The sequence below is a fragment of the Gordonia alkanivorans genome (assembly GCF_004011905.1).
Taxonomy (GTDB): Bacteria; Actinomycetota; Actinomycetes; order Mycobacteriales; family Mycobacteriaceae; genus Gordonia; species Gordonia alkanivorans.
Genome location: NZ_CP027114.1, coordinates 2,167,423 through 2,184,026 on the forward strand (window position 1 = coordinate 2,167,423; position 16,604 = coordinate 2,184,026).

14 protein-coding genes are annotated in these 16,604 nt (G+C 67.7%); 2 read left to right on the top strand and 12 right to left on the bottom strand.

Going from position 1 to position 16,604, the window contains the following annotated elements:
- The first annotated feature begins 32 nt into the window (after positions 1 to 32).
- Complete coding sequence (locus C5O27_RS09650) at positions 33 to 1,229, top strand: fatty acid desaturase family protein (RefSeq protein ID WP_035755064.1); 1,197 nt, start codon at positions 33 to 35, stop codon at positions 1,227 to 1,229.
- On the opposite strand, the gene rsgA is transcribed toward C5O27_RS09650, so the two are convergent.
- The 5 genes from rsgA to C5O27_RS09675 form a co-directional block, all read right to left on the bottom strand.
- Positions 1,183 to 2,226, bottom strand: coding sequence for a ribosome small subunit-dependent GTPase A (gene rsgA, locus C5O27_RS09655; RefSeq protein ID WP_006360144.1), 1,044 nt, complete (start codon positions 2,224 to 2,226; stop codon positions 1,183 to 1,185). The genes C5O27_RS09650 and rsgA overlap by 47 nt on opposite strands.
- The gene (gene aroA, locus C5O27_RS09660) at positions 2,223 to 3,488 is read right to left on the bottom strand and encodes a 3-phosphoshikimate 1-carboxyvinyltransferase (RefSeq protein WP_127962592.1); all 1,266 of its coding nucleotides are present in this window, start codon (positions 3,486 to 3,488) and stop codon (positions 2,223 to 2,225) included. Before aroA ends, rsgA begins: the two co-directional genes overlap by 4 nt.
- Positions 3,489 to 3,545: 57 nt before the next feature.
- The gene (locus C5O27_RS09665; RefSeq protein WP_127962593.1) at positions 3,546 to 3,929 is read right to left on the bottom strand and encodes a VOC family protein; all 384 of its coding nucleotides are present in this window, start codon (positions 3,927 to 3,929) and stop codon (positions 3,546 to 3,548) included.
- Positions 3,930 to 4,160 carry a hypothetical protein gene (locus C5O27_RS09670; protein ID WP_127962594.1) on the bottom strand — a complete coding sequence of 77 codons (231 nt, stop codon included), beginning with the start codon at positions 4,158 to 4,160 and terminating at the stop codon, positions 3,930 to 3,932.
- Between the two features lie 119 nt (positions 4,161 to 4,279).
- Complete coding sequence (locus C5O27_RS09675) at positions 4,280 to 5,977, bottom strand: nucleobase:cation symporter-2 family protein (RefSeq protein WP_127962595.1); 1,698 nt, start codon at positions 5,975 to 5,977, stop codon at positions 4,280 to 4,282.
- Positions 5,978 to 6,053: 76 nt separating this feature from the next.
- Here C5O27_RS09675 and C5O27_RS09680 point away from each other — a divergent pair, with 76 nt between their 5' ends.
- Positions 6,054 to 6,542: an NUDIX hydrolase gene (locus C5O27_RS09680; protein WP_127962596.1), complete on the top strand. Its 489-nt coding sequence runs from the start codon at positions 6,054 to 6,056 to the stop codon at positions 6,540 to 6,542.
- 87 nt (positions 6,543 to 6,629) lie between these two features.
- Here the strand turns inward: C5O27_RS09680 and C5O27_RS09685 are convergent, their stop codons facing one another.
- The 7 genes from C5O27_RS09685 to groL form a co-directional block, all read right to left on the bottom strand.
- Entirely contained in the window at positions 6,630 to 8,171 is a 1,542-nt protein-coding gene (locus C5O27_RS09685) for a PH domain-containing protein (RefSeq protein ID WP_127962597.1), read from the bottom strand.
- Positions 8,158 to 8,676 carry a PH domain-containing protein gene (locus tag C5O27_RS09690; RefSeq protein ID WP_127962598.1) on the bottom strand — a complete coding sequence of 173 codons (519 nt, stop codon included), beginning with the start codon at positions 8,674 to 8,676 and terminating at the stop codon, positions 8,158 to 8,160. The genes C5O27_RS09685 and C5O27_RS09690 overlap by 14 nt, the downstream gene beginning before the upstream one ends.
- A gap of 54 nt (positions 8,677 to 8,730) precedes the next feature.
- Positions 8,731 to 9,492 carry an SDR family NAD(P)-dependent oxidoreductase gene (locus C5O27_RS09695; RefSeq protein ID WP_006866958.1) on the bottom strand — a complete coding sequence of 254 codons (762 nt, stop codon included), beginning with the start codon at positions 9,490 to 9,492 and terminating at the stop codon, positions 8,731 to 8,733.
- A 67-nt stretch (positions 9,493 to 9,559) separates the two neighbouring features.
- On the bottom strand, positions 9,560 to 11,374 hold the full coding sequence (locus tag C5O27_RS09700) for an acyl-CoA dehydrogenase (RefSeq protein WP_127962599.1): 1,815 nt from the start codon (positions 11,372 to 11,374) through the stop codon (positions 9,560 to 9,562).
- Between the two features lie 328 nt (positions 11,375 to 11,702).
- Positions 11,703 to 13,496, bottom strand: coding sequence for a sigma-54-dependent Fis family transcriptional regulator (locus C5O27_RS09705; protein WP_127962600.1), 1,794 nt, complete (start codon positions 13,494 to 13,496; stop codon positions 11,703 to 11,705).
- A gap of 239 nt (positions 13,497 to 13,735) precedes the next feature.
- Positions 13,736 to 14,713, bottom strand: coding sequence for an IS481 family transposase (locus tag C5O27_RS09710; RefSeq protein WP_127962601.1), 978 nt, complete (start codon positions 14,711 to 14,713; stop codon positions 13,736 to 13,738).
- 105 nt (positions 14,714 to 14,818) lie between these two features.
- A complete protein-coding gene (groL, locus tag C5O27_RS09715; RefSeq protein WP_127962602.1) occupies positions 14,819 to 16,471 on the bottom strand; it encodes a chaperonin GroEL in 1,653 nt (550 codons plus the stop codon).
- Between the last annotated feature and the right edge of the window lie 133 nt (positions 16,472 to 16,604).

The following is a 16,604-nucleotide window of genomic DNA, read 5'->3' on the forward strand; positions in this document are numbered from 1 at the left end:
GGGAATCGAAAAGGTCGGCATAATGGGGCTCAATGGCCATCACTGACATCAATGAGTACGCGCATCTGACCGACGCCGACGTGGAGGCGCTGGGTGCCGAACTCGACACCCTTCGCCGCGAGATCGAGGCGGATCGGGGGATGCGTGACGTCAAGTACCTGCGACGCACGATCCTGGCGCACCGCGCGCTCGAGGTGACCGGACGCGTCGCGCTGCTCGGCAGCCGCTCGCGGCCGCTCTGGCTGCTCGGTACCGGCGCGCTCGCTCTCTCGAAGATCATCGAGAACATGGAGCTCGGGCACAACGTGATGCACGGGCAGTGGGACTGGATGAACGACCCGGAGGTCCACTCGACCACCTGGGAATGGGACATGGTGTGCGCCTCGCCGCACTGGAAGCATTCCCACAACTACATCCATCACAAGTACACCAACGTTCTCGACATGGACCACGACGTCGGTTACAAGACGTTGCGCGTCACCCGGGACGATCCGTGGCAGCCCAAGCTGCTTCTGCAGCCGCTGACCAACGTCGTGCTCGCGGCGCTGTTCGAGTGGGGGATCGGTCTGCACGACCTGGATCTGAAGGACGTCATCTCGGGTGCCAAGCCCAAGGAGATCGCGAGACCGCAGCTCAAGTTGTTCGCCCGTAAGGTCGGCAAGCAGATCGTGAAGGATTACGTGTTGTTCCCGGCGTTGTCCGGTCCGAACTTCACACACACGCTGACGGCGAACCTCACCGCGAACCTGATCCGCAACCTGTGGGCCTATGTGGTGATCTTCTGTGGCCACTTCCCGGACGGGGCAGAGAAGTTCACTGCGGACATCCTCGAGAACGAGACACAGGGGCAGTGGTATCTGCGGCAGATGCTCGGGACGGCGAATTTCGACGCCGGGCCGGCGATGGCCTTCCTCAGCGGTAACCTCTGCTACCAGATCGAGCATCATCTCTATCCGGATCTGCCGAGCAACCGCTACGCCGAGATCGCCGTTCGGGTCCGAGCGCTGTGCGACAAGTACGACCTGCCCTACACCACGGGTCCGCTTGCGGTGCAGTACTTCCAGACGCTGCGCACGATCAACAAGCTGTCGCTGCCCGATCGGTTCCTTCGTGCGACCTCCGACGATGCGCCGGAGACGGCGTCGGAGAAGCGCTTTGCCGGGATGCCGCGGGCAACCGGCCTCAAGGCCGCGATTCGGGAGCTTCGGGCGCGGCGTCGTCGGCGCTGAGTCCGCCGCCGACCGCGACGAGTAGGTGTCGCACGGCCATCGCGCGACGATAGGAGTGTCCCCCGAGTCCGTCGAGTTTGCACTCCGGATCTGCCGGCGGGCCGAGATGTGTACAGCCCCTGGGGCATTCGGCGATGGCATCCTGGAGATCGTCGAAGGCGGCAACGATGTCGTCGGCTCCGACGTGGGCGAGTCCGAACGACCGGATTCCGGGGGTGTCGACGACCCAACCGCGCGGGACACTGTCGCCGGGTAGCGGCAAGGCGACCGACTGGGTCGAGGTGTGCCGCCCCTTACCCACCCCGGACACCACGCCGGTTGCTCGATAGGCATCGGGCACAAGACGATTGACGAGCGTCGACTTGCCGACACCGGAGTGTCCGATGAAAGCGGTGATACGGCCCCGGAGCGTCGCGAGGATCTCGTCGAGCGGATCGTCGCGCCCGGCCCGGATGACGGGAAGCTCGAGGTCGGCGAAGGCGGCGGTGAACTCGGTCGGGTCGGCGAGGTCGGATTTCGTCAGGCACAGGATGGGGGACAGGCCGCCGACGTAGGCCGCCGCCAGCGCGCGTTCGACGAATCCGGTACGGGGTGGCGGGTCGGCCATCGCGGTGACGATCAGCAACTGGTCGGCGTTGGCGACCACGATCCGTTCGTACGGATCCGAGTCATCGGCGGTGCGGCGCAACACACTTCGACGCTCGGCGACACGCACGATCCGCGCCAGGGTGTCGGGCTTTCCGGAGAGATCACCGACCACCGACACGTCGTCACCGACGACGATGGGGGTCCGGCCCAGCTCTCGCGCGCGCATCGTCACGACGCGACGGTCAGGATCGCCGCCGAGGACGACACCCCAGCGGCCGCGATCGACCGACACGACCATGCCCTGCTCGGCGTCGTCGTGGGACGGGCGGGTCTTGGTGCGAGGACGGGTGCCCTTGCCGGGACGAACCCTCACATCGGATTCGTCGTAACTCGCCGCCCGGCGGCTCAATGGTGCCCGATCATCTGCTGCCACATACCGGGGAAGTCGGGCAGCGTCTTGCTCGTCGTCTCGATGTCGTCGACCACGACGCCGGGGGTCACTAGTCCGATGATGGCGCCGGCAGTGGCCATGCGGTGATCGGCGTAGGACTCCCAGGTCCCGCCGTGCAGGCTCGTCCCGGTGATCCGGAGACCGTCCTCGGTCTGGGCGCAGGTCCCTCCGAGCCGGGTGATCTCGGCGGTGAGGGCCGCCAGCCGGTCGGTCTCGTGACCGCGCAGGTGGGCGATGCCGCTCAGCTCGGATTCGCCGTCGGCAAGAGCGCACAGGGCGGCGATGGTCGGCGTCAGCTCACCGATGTCGCGCAGGTCGAGGTTCACACCCTTCAGCACGGCGGGGCCGCGGACGGTCAGCGTGCCGTCGAGGTGCTCGACGGTGCATCCCATCGCGGCCAGGACGTCGGCGATGCGGGCGCCGGGCTGCGTGGTGACCGCCGGCCAGTACGGCACGCGGACCTCTCCGCCGGTCACCGCGGCGGCGGCCAGGAACGCGGCCGCATTCGACAGGTCGGGTTCGACGGTCCAGTCGACGGCCCGGATCGGACCGGGCGACACGCGCCAGACATCGGGTTCGGAGGTGTCGACCTCGACGCCGGCGGTTGCCAGCATCTCGACGGTCATGTCGATGTGCGGCGTCGACGGGACGGGCGGTCCGACGTGGCGGATGACCAGCCCTTCGTCAAACCGGGCCGCCGACAACAGCAGACCCGAGACGAACTGCGAAGACCCCGACGCGTCGATGGTGACCTCGCCACCGCGCACGCGGCCGGTGCCGTCGATCGTGAATGGCAGCCGGTCGCCCTCGATCGCGACCCCGAGTCCGCGCAGGGCGTCGAGGATCGTGGTCTGGGGCCGGACCCGGGCCTGCGGGTCGCCGTCGAAGCGGACCCGGCCGGCGGCCAGCGCACCGAGCGGCGGCAGGAACCGCATCACCGTGCCGGCGAGACCGCAGTCGATGTCCGCGCCGTGCAGCGGCCCGGGGACGAGGGAGACGGTGGTCTCGGACGCGGGGTCGGTGCGCACCTGCACACCGAGTGCCTCCAGGGCACCCAGCATCAGGTTGGTGTCTCGGCTGCGGAGGGTTCCGCGGACGGTCGACGGGCCGTCGGCGAGCGCGGCGAGGACCAGCGCGCGGTTGGTGATGGACTTGGAACCGGGCAGCTCGACGGTGGCATCCAAGCCGCTCGCGCAGGTGGGCGCGTTCCAGGAACTCATGCGATCCAGTTTGTCATGCCCGGTCCGGCCGGTGTCATCACCGCCGATGCCCTCCGGCTAGCGGGTGTCCTTGCGCAACGGGTGATCGGCGGGGATCTCCACGACGATGATCGTGCGCCCGTCGGGGTCCTCGGCGTGCATCTCGATCAGGCCCCACGGCTCGGTCCGCGGCTCACGCTTGACCGTCACCCCGCGATCGCGGAATTGCTTCTCGGTGGCCTCGGCGTCGCGGACCTGCAACCAGAGCACCGCGTTGCTCGTGGGGTCGGGGGCGTCGGTCTTCATGTGCGAGGAGATCTCGATGAGCCCGTTGCCGGCGAAGAACACGATGCCGCCGGGATACTCCCGATGGATCGGGAGGCCCAACTGGTCACGGTAGAAGGCCTGCAGACGTCCGGGATCTGCCGAGAGCAGGAGCACCCGGCTGGACAAGACCTCCATCTACTGCCCCTCGGTGCTTCCGGCGGAGCCGCCCACGGCGTGGCCCCGGTTGTGGTCGGCGTGACCGGCGGCCTCGTACGCCGCGCGTTCGCGCGCCAGGCGGTCGGTCTCGCCGATCGGCGTCGCATCACCGAAGGCGAAGGCCGACGCGTGCGGCCACTCGTGGGGCACGTCGGGGTCGACAATGAGATCGTCGGGCACCGGTTCCTCGGGGTCGAGTCGAGAGGACATGCCTCCCACGATAGGCCGAATCGGCGGGCGGAGAGGCCAGGAGCGAGCGACTCGTCGGCAGATGTCGCCGATCGTGGCGATCGCCGACACGTTCGCCGACACCTGGCCCGGCCGCGGGCTCACGAACCGCGCCGTGAGAACCCACCGTCGGTGTAGCCGTCCCAGGTCTCGAACACCCGCATCACCTTGGGGTCGCCGAGGCTCTTGATGTGGTCGCAGACGTCCTTCGGGGTCGACGGGTTGGTCACGATGAACTGGTGCAGCGACGCGTCGTGATCGGCGAGGTAGCGCAGGGTCTCCGGCGGGGTGTCGGGGTCGGCGGCCGCAAGGGCGTCCCGCGGGTCGAACGCCGGTGCCCGGATGCCGTCGGCGGCCGAGACCGTGGGTTCGCCGACGACCGCGATGTCCCCGGTGTTGTGGTAGTCGACCGGATCGGACGACACGCTGCGGGTGTTGAGCAGCAGGTTCAGCAGGATCGCGGTGATGGCGCCGGCCGAGATGCCCGAATGGAAGATTGTCTGGAACCAGTCCGGGAACTGCGAGTACATGTCGAGCACGACGTCGACCGGGGCATCGCCGAGAGCGCGGTCGGTGTAGTAGATCTTCGCCTCGGTCAGCATCGCGACGCCCACCGAGATCGCGACGACGAGCACGTTGACGTTGTTGAACTTCACCTTGGTGAGGGTCCGGATGCCGCTGGCCGCGACCATGCCGAACAGTGCCACACCGGCGCCGCCGAGCACCGGGAGCGGGATGCCCTCGACGACCGCCGCCATCTTCGGCAGCAGACCGAGGACCACCAGGATGATGCCGGCACAGGTCGCCACGTGGCGCGTGCGGACGCCGGTGATGGCGACGAGGCCGACGTTCTGTGCGAACGCCGTGTACGGGAACGTGTTGAAGATGCCGCCGAGGACGGTGCCGAGTCCGTCGGCGCGCATGCCGTCGGCCAGGCGGCGCGGGGTGATCTTCTCGTCGACGATCTCACCGACCGCGACGATGTCGCCCGTGGTCTCGGTCATGATCACCACGCCGACGATGATCAGCGAGATGATCGCGCTGATCTCGAAGGTCGGCGCGCCGAACTGGAACGGCTGCGGCACACCCACCCACGGGTATTCGCCGACCTTGTCCCAGTGGGTCATCCCGAACGGGATGGACACGAGCGTGCCGATCGCCAGGCCGAGGAGGATGGAGACACGGCGGACGGCGTCGGGAGCGAAACGCTCGATGGCGACGATTATCGCCAGGGTGAGGAAGCCGAAGCCGATGTTCTTCGGGTCGCCGAAGTCGGGGCCGGAGGCGGTGCCGCCGCCGAACCAGCCGGCCGCCACCCGCATCAGCGAGACGCCGATGATCAGGATGATCGTGCCGGTGACCAGCGGCGGGAAGAACCGGATGAGCCGCCCGACGATCGGTGCCACCGTGATCATGAACACGCCACACGCGATCACCGAACCGTAGATGGCGGTGATGCCGTAGCTGGTGCCGATGGTGATCATCGGGCCGACGGCGGCGAAGGTCACGCCCTGCATCAGCGGGAGCCGGACGCCGAACCGCCAGAACCCGACGGCCTGCAGCATCGTCGCGATTCCGGCGACGAACAGGTCGGCCATGATCAGGTGGACGATGTCGCCCTGCTGTAGCTGCCCGGCCCCGACCATCGCACCGCCGACGATCAGCGGGACCGCGACCGCACCCGCGTACATCGCGAGCACATGCTGGAGGCCGAGCGGGAACAGTTTGACGAACGGCGGGATCTCGTCGACCGGACGCGCCCCGGTCTTCCCGTTCTTCACGACATCGAGTACCGACATGCCTGGTTTTCTACGGGCCCGAGGTTTCCGCGAAGGCGCGTCCGTGTGTCAGCGGTGTTTCCGCGAAGATATATCGGTGACCCCATCCTCGACTCGCCGCAGCGCGGGCATCCTGCTGTTCCGACGCACCGGACCGGACGGCGTCGAAGTGCTCATCGCCCACCCCGGCGGCCCGATCTGGGCGCGCAAGCCGGACGAGGGGTCGTGGTCGATCCCGAAGGGATTGCTCGACGCCGACGAGTCGGCCTGGGACGCCGCGCGTCGTGAGTACCTCGAAGAGATAGGCAGCCCGGTGCCCGACGGCCCGCGCATCGACCTCGGCGAGGTGAAACTCAAGAGTGGGAAAACCGTCATCGGCTTCGGCGTGGAGGGCGATCTCGACGTGACGACCGTCGTCTCCAACACCTTCGAGATGGCGTGGCCGCCGCGGTCGGGCCGCATGCAATCGTTCCCGGAGATCGACCGCGCCGAGTGGTTCGACCCGGAGACCGCAAAGAAGAAACTCAACCCCGCTCAGGCGGCGTTCGTCGACCGGCTGCTCCAGGCGCTACCCGACGCCGGGTGATCGACGATCCCGCCTGTCGGATTCCTTCCCGCCGATCGAGCTCGGTAGGCGGGAAGGAAATCACCACGCGGATGCGGGGCCGTCGACCTACTCGGCCATCGGACGGAGGAACGGTGCCACCCAGTCGGGTGTCACGTCGGAGGTGATCGCCGCGGCGGTCGCATCGTCGACGTCGACGAGCGAGTAGTGCTCGGAACCGGCGGCCGTCGCGAGGATCAGTGTGCTCACCCCGGCACGGCGCTGGAAGACCGATGACCGGCTCGCCCAGCCGATCACGCCGGCGCGGTCGACGACGATCCGCTGCCGGGCGACCGTCGGGGGAGCGATGACCACCGACCGGGTGGTGAGACGGTGACCGAGGTGCCGGGCCCGGACCATGCCGAGACCGATCGAACCCGCGAGCGCGAGCACACCCACGGCGATCCAACCGACCGGGATCGCGCCGCCGATGACCGCGATCGAGATCCCGACGAGGATCACCAGACCCGAGAGGAAGCCCCGGTTCAGGCGGCGGATGCGGGCGACGCGGCCGTGTCCGGTCAACGCGGCGGTCAGTTCGGACCGCTCGTGGGTGACGAGGTCGGCGACCCGCATCGCCTCGGACATCGGGGCCGGCGGCAGCAGCAGCGGGTGTTTGGTCGCACCGGTCGCGATCGCCTGCAGACGGGCACCCTTCAGCGGTCGCATGAGGATCGGTTCGGTCAGGTGGCTGCCGCGGATGCGCTTCTCGTCGAAGCTGATCGAGTTGGTGGTGAGTAGTCCGCGTTCGGTACGCAGGGTCCCGTCGGGATGCCGGGTGAGGCGGAAGTCCCAGTAGCTCAGGACATATCCGATCACCGAGAGGACGGCGCCGATGAGGATCACGGCCGCCACGGCCACGGCGATGACCAGTGCGAGCGGGATCGACCGCATGGTGTCGAAGGCGTCGCGTGCGAGGCCGACCCCCTCGTCGAACATGCCTGCGTCGTTGGCGATCTGGACCCCGACGCCGGCGACCGCGGCGGCGATCGCGAGACCGCCCATCGAGAACGGTGAGTACCGCAGCCAGGCGTTCTGGAAGCTGGTGAGCACCTCGGGTGCGGCCGTCTGCATCTCGGCAGCGAACTGCTCCTCCGACGCTGCTGCCGCAGAGCGGGTTCCGGCCGTCGGCATCAGGTTGTCGTGCAGGGCGCGCGCCTCGGGGAGGGTGACGGCGCGGAGTTTGACCTGCGACGCCTGTTCGTCGCCGCCGGTGCCGATGGTGACCTTCTGGAGGTTCAGTACGCGGTGGACGAGTGAGGCGGTGAGGTCGACGCTGCGGATGCGGTCGCGGCGGGCGGTGGCGATCTTCTTGGTGACCAGCCCGCTCCGGACCCGGACGTGTTCTGCGGTCACCTGATAGAAGGTGGTCAGCCACGGCACCACCGTCACCAGGGGCACGAGCACGACGGTGGCGAGAAGTGTCACCAGGGGCGCGCTCCGCCCGGCGAAGACCAGTGCGATGAGGACCGGGACCAGCGAGGGGAGCGATTCGACGATGGTCACCGCCATCATCCACGGGGACAGTCGGTGCCATTCGTCCGGCGCGTCGATGTGCAGGCCCGGGGTGGCCGGCGGCACCGCACCGGGTTGCGGCTCAGGTCGCGTCATCGGTGAACGCCTGGGTGCGGATGGTCAGGTCGGATGCGGTCGCGCGGGCGAGTTCGGCGTCGAGCCCCTCGATGTGGATCGTGCCCGCCGACGACGCCGTGGTCACCGTGAGCTTCCCCAGTTTCAGCAACTGTTCCAGGGGACCGGCCTCGGTGTCGACGACCTGGATACGTGCGATCGGGATGATCACCCGGTGCCGGACGAACCAGCCCGATTGGGCGTACACCGCATCCTCGCTGACCTCCCAGCGGTGAAAGCGATACCGCCACAACGGGACCACCACCGTGTAGAACACGGTCAGCAGGGCCAGGGCGATCGCGGCGAGCGTTGCACCCCACCGTGCGTCGGGTACGACGACCGCGACCACGATGGCCGCGATGGTCGCCGGTACGCCCAGGATCAACGGACCGATGCGCCACAGGGTCTTGGCGCGTGGATCGACCTGGTTGACCGGCTCACGCAGGGTGGGATGCAGCGGATTGTCGGGAGCGGGTACGGATTCCATTGCGATCAGTCTATGGCCGCCCCCGCCGCCGACTGCGGCAATCGCGTGTCGCTTCTAGGTGATCGTGACGCCACCGTCGACCGCGAGGGTCTGGCCGGTGACGTAACCGGCGGCCGCCGACGCCAGCCAGATCGCGGTGGCGGCGAGCTCTTCGCCGTGACCGGTGCGGCCCAGGACGACCCGCGGCATCTGCGAGTCGAGGTAACCGGGCTGGTAGGTGTCGGTCATCTCGCTCTCGAAGAAACCGGGGGCGATGGCGTTGACCCGGATTCCCTTGCGCGAACCCCACTGCTGGGCCAGGTCCCGGGTGAGACCGATGACGCCGGCCTTGCTCGCGGCGTAGGCGGCCTGCGGGAGCCCGGCGGTGGTGATGCCCAGGATCGACGAGATGTTGACGATCGCGCTGCCCGGCTGCATGACCCGCCCGCACGACTGCGCCATCCAGTAGGAGCCGTTGAGGTTGATGTCGATGACGTTCCGGAACTGCTCGGGCGTCTCACGGGTGGCGGGGTAGGCGGTGCCGACGCCGGCGTTGTTGATGAGGACGTCGACCTTGCCGAAGGTCTCCATCGCGGCGTCGACGACGCGCTGGCACTGCTCGGGGTCGGAGACGTCGGCGGGAACGACGAGAGCCTTGCGGCCCAGCGCTTCCACGGCGGCGGCGGTGTCGGCGAGCTTCTCCGCCCGACGCGCGGCGAGCACCACGTCGGCGCCGGCCTCGGCGAAGCCGCGGGCGAAGGAGACACCGAGTCCCGACGAAGCGCCGGTCACGATGACCACCTTGCCGGTGGTGTCGAACAGATCCATCACGGACATCGTTGTCTCCCTTGCATGTTCCTACGTGACACGGCGCATCGGCGCCGCGTCGTGATCGGTGGTGAGGTCAGAACCAGGACGGTTCGACGTCGAGGGTGGTGCGGTCCAGAGCGGTCAGGAGGTCGAGCTGCGGACCGGTCTTCGGTAGTTCATACCGGAAGAAGTACTGGGCCGCTGCACGTTTGCCGTCGTAGAAGTCGCCGGTCCGGCCGTCCGCGGCGAGGAGTTGTTCGAGCCACATCCAGGCGACGACGATGTGGCCGGTGGCCTCGAGATAGAGCGTGGCGTTGGCGAGCGCGAGCTTCGGGTCTCCCGACGACCAGATGTGCGCGGTCACCTTGACGAGCCGGTCGACGGTCGACTGCAGGGTCTCGGCGTACCCGGCGGCGGCCGGCACCTCGCGTGCACGTGCGACGGTCGCGCCGATCGTCTCGGCGAGCAGTGCGAGGCCGGCACCGCCCTGCATGATCACCTTGCGGCCCAGCAGGTCGAGGCCGTGGATGCCTTGTGCCCCTTCGTGGATGGGGTTGAGGCGGTTGTCGCGGTAGTACTGCTCGACGTCGAACTCGCGGGTGTAGCCGTAGCCGCCGTGCACCTGGATCGCCAGGCTGTTGGCCTCCAGACACCACTGCGACGGCCAGCTCTTGGCGATCGGGGTCAGTACCTCGAGCAGCAGGTCGATGCGGGCGCGTTCCTCGGCGTCGGCGGTCGTCGCCGCCTGGTCGACGAGGACGCTGCAGTACAGCTCGAAGGCGAGTGCGCCTTCGACGTAGGACTTCTGGGCCAACAGCATGCGCCGGACGTCGGCGTGCTCGATGATCGGCACCGGCTTCGACGACGGGTCCTTCTGGTCGACGGGGCGGCCCTGCGTGCGCACCTTCGCATACTCCAGCGACGCCTGGTACCCGGCGTAACCCAGTGCGGTGGCGAGGAATCCGACGCCGATGCGTGCCTCGTTCATCATGTGGAACATGTAGGAGAGGCCGCGATGCTCCTCGCCGACCAAGTACCCGACAGCGCCGGGAGCGGAGCGAGCGGGCTGAGTGTCCACAGCACCGGGTGTGGGGTCGGGCGAGAAGGTGCCGTCGCCGAAGTTGAGCAGGCAGTTGGTGGTGGCCCGGTTGCCCATCTTGTGGTTGAGGCCCACCAGGGCGATGTCGTTGCGGGTGCCGTCCGGCAGGAACTTCGGGACGATGAACAGCGAGATCCCCTTGACGCCGGGACCCCCGCCGGGGGCCTTCGCCAGCACGAGATGCACGATGTTCTCGGTGAGTTCGTGGTCGCCGGCCGAGATCCACATCTTGGTCCCGGTGATCCGGTAGGTGCCGTCACCGGCCGGTTCGGCCTTGGTGGTGATGTCGGCCAGCGACGACCCCGCCTGCGGTTCGGACAGGCACATCGTGCCGGAGAAGCGGCCCTCGACGAGCGGGCGGACCCAGGTGTCGCGTTGTTCGGCGGTCGCGTACTCGGCCAGCAGGTTGGCGTTGCCGACCGTGAGGAAGCTGTAGGACGACATGGCCGCGTTCGCCGCCTGGAACCACACCGCGGACGCCTGCCGGATGACGGTCGGCAACTGCATGCCGCCGAGTTCCTCGTCGAAGGAGGCGGCGATGAGGCCGGCCTTCCGGAACTCGGCGAGGCCCGACACCACCTCGTCGGGGAGGACGACCTTGCCGTCGGCACCGATGTAGGGCTCGTTGGCGTCGCCGATCTTGTTGGCCGGGGCGAAGCACTTCATGGCGATGTCGGCGCTGAGTTCGAGGACGGCGTCGAACGTCTCGCGCGAGTGCGCCGCGAAACGGTCTCGTGAGGTCAGGGCCTCGACGTCGAGCCATTCGTACAGCAGGAACTCGAGGTCCCGCCGGGACATGGGTGTGGCCATCGCACTTCCTCGTGATCGGACCGCCGTTGTCGTGCCCGTCTCAGGGGCACCCGTTCATCATGCATCTACTGATCGTCCGCTCGGTATCCGACCCTCGATCGAGGAGTCACGTGCACGCGGTTCAGCAATGTACAGATGGTTGTTACGAGTGTCACACCTTGTCACTTTTCCTTGTCATGGTGCGCGGTCCCGTGATGGACTACGGACGATTCACGATCGTGAATAACTTCGGTTATGGCGTGAAGATGCAGGTCGCGGGGACGGTGCCATTCGGCGGGGGTGGCATCGTCCCGACCTGCCCGTCGCGATCCTCTCCCGGCGCGACTGACTACACGTCGATGCCGAACTCCTTGATCTTGCGATAGATCGTCGCGCGGGAGATGCCGAGGGCGTTGGCCGCCGCGACCTTGTTCCGACCGTTCTCCTCCAGGCTCCGCACGATCGCATCCCGTTCGAGTGCCTCGATGCGGGTGAGGGTGTGCCGGCTCTGGGCGCGATAGGTCGGCGGCAGGTGTTGCGCAGTGATCGTCCCCGACCGATGGTGGATGACCACGTCCCGCAGCGCCTGGCGGAGTTCTGCGACGTTCCCCGGCCAGGTGTACTTGCTCAGCTGCCGCATGGCGTCCGGCGCGACGGCGAGTTCCCGTCCGCGGGTCAGTTGTAGGAGGATGGTCGGCACCAGAACCTGTAGATCCTCGATGCGATGACGCAGCGGCGGCACCTCGATGGTGTGCGAGAAGAACGGCAGCAGGGTGGCACCCAGGGCGGGTGTCGAATCGCTGGAGCTGAGGGTCATGCCCAGCCAGCCCGCGTGCTCGCGTCCCTGCATCACCTCGGCGACGTCGAACAGGACGTCGTCGGGCAACTCGTCGACGTCGCGCAGGATGATCGCGAAAGCGTCCGTGTCGAGCTCGGCGGCGAAGCTGTCGAGCGTGTCGGCGTCCTGGAAGTCCTCGGCGGCGTACACGCGGATCGTCCCGCGCCGATGCCGTCCCGCCGCCGCGCGGAGAACCGCCGACCGGCCCGAACCCCGTTCGCCCGAGACCGCGATCCAGTGGCCGTCCCCGACGTGCTGGACGATGCGGTCGCAAGCCTGACGCCACGACGAGCTGCGTCCGACGATCCCGGGCAACACCGAGGGCTTCGACGATCGACGCTGTGGTGGGGCGGCAGTGGCCGAATCCATCAGGTGCACATGGAAGATCGCGACACCGTCCTCGGCGTCGGAGAACTCCGTGACCGGTGCCAGCCGTACCGAACGCCCGCTGGGCAGCGTGTTCACCCGACGCCCCGCGGCGACCTCGAGGCACTGATCGACGGCGTGCTCGAGCATCGACACCTGATCCTGCGGGTCGATGCTCTGCCGGAGGCGCCGGTTCATCAGGACGACGTCGGCGGCGATGGCGAGGACCATCATCTGGGGCGCGCGCCGGCAGGTTGCGAGATAGGCCGATAGAAGCCGGGATTCGCGTTCGCTGGCGTTCGCCAGCATCTGCTGTTCGATCTGAACGGTCGCCGACTTGGCCAGCGACAGCAGCAGGGAGCCGCCTTCCTGGACCCACCCGGTGAGGTCGAGGGCGCCGACGAGTCCGCCGGAGAAGGGATTTCGGATTGGCACGCCGGCGCAGCTGAGCCGGGCGAGGCACCCCGCGTAGTGCTCGGCACCGGTGACGAGGGTGGCCTGTCGGGTCTCGAGGGCGGTGCCGATCCCGTTGGTGCCGGCGTGCTCTTCGCTGTAGCTGTAGCCGGGGGCGAGTGACACGGCGTCGAGCTGGCCGAGGAGCTCGCCGCAGCCGGCGGCGCGGGACAGCACCACGCCGTCCGGCGAGGTGAGGATGATGCTCACGGGCTCGGCCGACAGGTCCGCGGCGAGCTGGTCGAGCACCGGCCGGGCCGCGGTCATCAGCGGACTGTCGGTGTTCGGCTCGCGCACGAACGGGAGTTCCAAGCGGTCGGTCTGCACGTTGAACGAGCGCGAGCGACGCCACGAGGTGGAGATCGCGTCGCGGACGGCGCCGGACATGCGATCGTCGACGACGCCGTCGTCGCTGAGGAATCTCTCCCGCGCCCGAGCCACGTGGGCGACGGGTTCACGAGACTGGTCTGTTGGCTTGGGCTTCACCGGGACCGTATCTCTCTACTGTGATGCAGGTCTCATTCCAGGGCAGTGTATCGGACACAGCAATGTTCACGGGTGTGGACGAACAGGTGTTTCCGTCCGAATTCGTACTGGTCAGGGCTGGATACGGACAGCCGGAAGTGGGCCGGTCGCGATCCACGCCGAGAACGAATCTGCAATCGCGACCGGCCCCCGTCGCCGCTGCAGCGACGACGTCCCCGCCGGGGTCTTGGAGGGGTGGGCTAGTTGTAAGACCCGGGCAGGTTGTGAACGTGTAGGCGTTCGATCGGGGTGAGTCCGCCGATGCCGGTGTGGGCTCGGTGGTGATTGTAGTGGTGTAGCCAGTCGTCGTAGGTGGCTGCGCGGGCGGTTTCTGAGCTGTAGAACTCGGCGTAGGCCCATTCCGAGGCCAGGGTGCGGTTGAATCGTTCGACCTTGCCGTTGGTTTGCGGGCGGTAGGGACGGGTCTTCTTGTGCTTGATCTCGGCGCCGAGGGATTCTGCGAAAACCTTTGAGCGGTAACAGGCGCCGTTGTCGGTCATCACTCGTCTCACAGTGATCCCATGTTGGCTGAAGAAGGCGTTGGCGCGGTCCCAGAACTGCGCGGCGGTCTCTTTGCGTTCGTCGGTGAGGATCTCGGAGTATGCCAGCCGGGAATGGTCATCGACGGCGTGGTGCAGATATGCGTACCCCGGGCGGTGTTTCTTGTTGTGCCGGTTGCCGATCGTGCGCCCGAGTTTGCGGTGGCCGCCGCCTTCGGGGATGCGGCCGAGTTTCTTGATGTCGATGTGGATCAGGTCGCCGGGAGCGTCGTGTTCGTAGCGTCGTGGCGGTGTCCGGCGTACCGGAAGCCCGGTGGCCTGGTCGAGGTGACGCAACAGCGGCATCCGATACCGGCGCAACACCGCCTCGACGGTCGATTTTGCTAGCCGCAGGTGCGCAGCGATTCGTGCAGCGCCCCAGCGACGCAGGAACCGCAACTTGATGATTCGACGTTCCCGGCGCACAGGGAGCTGATGGGGTGACCGGTAGGGGCGGCTGGACCGATCTGCCATGCCGGCCTCACCGGTCTGCCGGTAGCGGTCGGCCCACTTCTTGGCCGTGGCCGGTGAGCAGTTGAACCGTTCGGCGGCCCGTCGTAGAGGCCAGTTCTTATCGACGACGCACTGAGCCAGGGCCAGACGGCCACGTTCGGTGAGGAAGGCATTACGGTGGGTCATGAGGGCCTCTTGGTGATCGGCGTGTGTGTGGTAACCACATCGATACCGGAGGCCCTCACCTGTTGACCGGCACCACGCCGTTCACAACCTCCCCAAGAGTTACAGCTAGTAGATGTTGGAGGGCCGCACCATCCCTTCGGCGAGATCACCGAATCCGGGGGCCTCGATCGCACCCGGGTGCGTGAAGACCTCCTCGACGACCGCGGTCTCGGTGGTGATCAACAATGCGGCGATCGAGGCGGCGCTCTCCAGGGCGGCCTTGGTGACCTTGGCCGGGTCGATGACGCCCTCGTCGAACATGTCGCCGTAATCGCCTGTCATGGCGTTGAATCCGTGGCCGAGGGGCAGGCCGCTGACGACCTTGACCACTTCCTCGCCGTCGAAGCCGGCGTTGGTGGCGATCCAGAACAGCGGTTCGGCCATCGACCTGCGGACGACGTCGATGCCGGCCCCTTCGTCACCACCCACGTCACCGAGCGCGTCGAGAGCCCGATGTGCCTGTGCCAGAGCGGTTCCCCCGCCGGAGACGATGCCGTCCTCGACCGCAGCCCGCGTCGCGGCCAGGGCGTCCTCGACCCGGAGCATGCGTTCCTTCAGTTCGACGCTGGTGACGCCGCCGACGCGGATGACCGCCACCCGGCCGGTGAGGCGCGCGATCCGCAGCTCCAGGCTGTCCCGGTCGGCGTCGATCCGCGCACGTGCGTGCTGCGCCTCGAGTTGTGCGACCCGAGCGTCGACGAGGGTCTGGTCGCCCCGTGCACCGACGATCGTGGTGAAGTCCTCGGTGACGGTCACACGGTCGCACTGTCCGAGATGTTCGAGGGAGACCTCGTGAAGCTCGAGGCCGGTGTCCTTGGCGATCACGTGACCGCCGAGGGCCACCGCGAGATCCTCGAGTTCGGCGACGCGGCGATGGCCGAAGCCGGGTGCCCGGACGACCACCGACTGCATCGTCTTGTGCATGTTGCCGCCGACGAGCAGCTGCAGGGCGGGACCGTCGACGTCCTCGGCGAGCACGAGGAGCGGGCGGTCGGCGCGTTTGGCCGCCTCGATGCTCGGCATGATCTCCTGCACCGAGGTGATCTTCTTGTTGGTCAGCAACACCACCGGGTTGTCCAGAACCGCTTCCATCCGTTCGGGATTGGTGACCATGTACCCGGAGATGTACCCGTGGTCGAACTCGATGCCGTCGACGACATCCACCGAGAGGCCGAGGGTGTCGCTCTCCTCGGTGGTGATGACACCGTTGCGGCCCACGTACTCGACCGCGGCGGCGATGGCCGAACCGATGACCTCGTCGTCACTCGCGGCCAGGGTCGCGATGCGTTCGAGATCGCTGCGGCCCCCGAGGGCGACGGACTGTTCCGACAGCGCGTCGATCACCGTCGCGATCGCCCGTTCGATACCCCGGCGCACCCGCATGGGATTGGCACCCTGCTCGACGGCGCGCAGACCTTCGCGAACCATGGCCTGCGCCAACACGGTTGCGGTCGTGGTGCCGTCACCGACGACCCCGTTGGTCTTCATCGCCACCTCCTTGACCAGCTGTGCACCCATGTTGGCGAACGGATCGCGCAACTGGATCTCGCGGGCGATGGTCACCCCGTCATTGGTGATGGTCGGTGGGCCGGTGAGCTTCTCGAGGACCGCGTTGCGGCCCTTCGGTCCCAATGTCACCTTGACCGCGTCGGCGAGTGCGTTCACTCCTCGCTCGAGCCGCAGTCGCGCTTCGGCGTTGTAGCGCAGCTCCTTGGCCATGGTCGTCCTGCCTTTCTGTGGTGTTCTCGGCTGGGTATTACGGGGGAGGCCCCTACCGCTCCCTGAGGTGCGAGGAGCGAAGGCGGCGATCCGCCGTTCGCTCCCTGAGGTGCGAGGAGCGGAGGCGGCGATC

Bases quoted from the DNA above. Each gene is read 5' to 3' on its own strand.
- C5O27_RS09650 (WP_035755064.1), top strand. From the start codon at position 33: ATGGCCATCACTGACATCAATGAGTACGCGCATCTGACCGACGCCGAC.
- aroA (WP_127962592.1), bottom strand. From the start codon at position 3,488: ATGAGTTCCTGGAACGCGCCCACCTGCGCGAGCGGCTTGGATGCCACC.
- C5O27_RS09665 (WP_127962593.1), bottom strand. From the start codon at position 3,929: ATGGAGGTCTTGTCCAGCCGGGTGCTCCTGCTCTCGGCAGATCCCGGA.
- C5O27_RS09670 (WP_127962594.1), bottom strand. From the start codon at position 4,160: ATGTCCTCTCGACTCGACCCCGAGGAACCGGTGCCCGACGATCTCATT.
- C5O27_RS09675 (WP_127962595.1), bottom strand. From the start codon at position 5,977: ATGTCGGTACTCGATGTCGTGAAGAACGGGAAGACCGGGGCGCGTCCG.
- C5O27_RS09685 (WP_127962597.1), bottom strand. From the start codon at position 8,171: ATGACGCGACCTGAGCCGCAACCCGGTGCGGTGCCGCCGGCCACCCCG.
- C5O27_RS09690 (WP_127962598.1), bottom strand. From the start codon at position 8,676: ATGGAATCCGTACCCGCTCCCGACAATCCGCTGCATCCCACCCTGCGT.
- C5O27_RS09695 (WP_006866958.1), bottom strand. From the start codon at position 9,492: ATGTCCGTGATGGATCTGTTCGACACCACCGGCAAGGTGGTCATCGTG.
- C5O27_RS09700 (WP_127962599.1), bottom strand. From the start codon at position 11,374: ATGGCCACACCCATGTCCCGGCGGGACCTCGAGTTCCTGCTGTACGAA.
- C5O27_RS09710 (WP_127962601.1), bottom strand. From the start codon at position 14,713: ATGACCCACCGTAATGCCTTCCTCACCGAACGTGGCCGTCTGGCCCTG.
- groL (WP_127962602.1), bottom strand. From the start codon at position 16,471: ATGGCCAAGGAGCTGCGCTACAACGCCGAAGCGCGACTGCGGCTCGAG.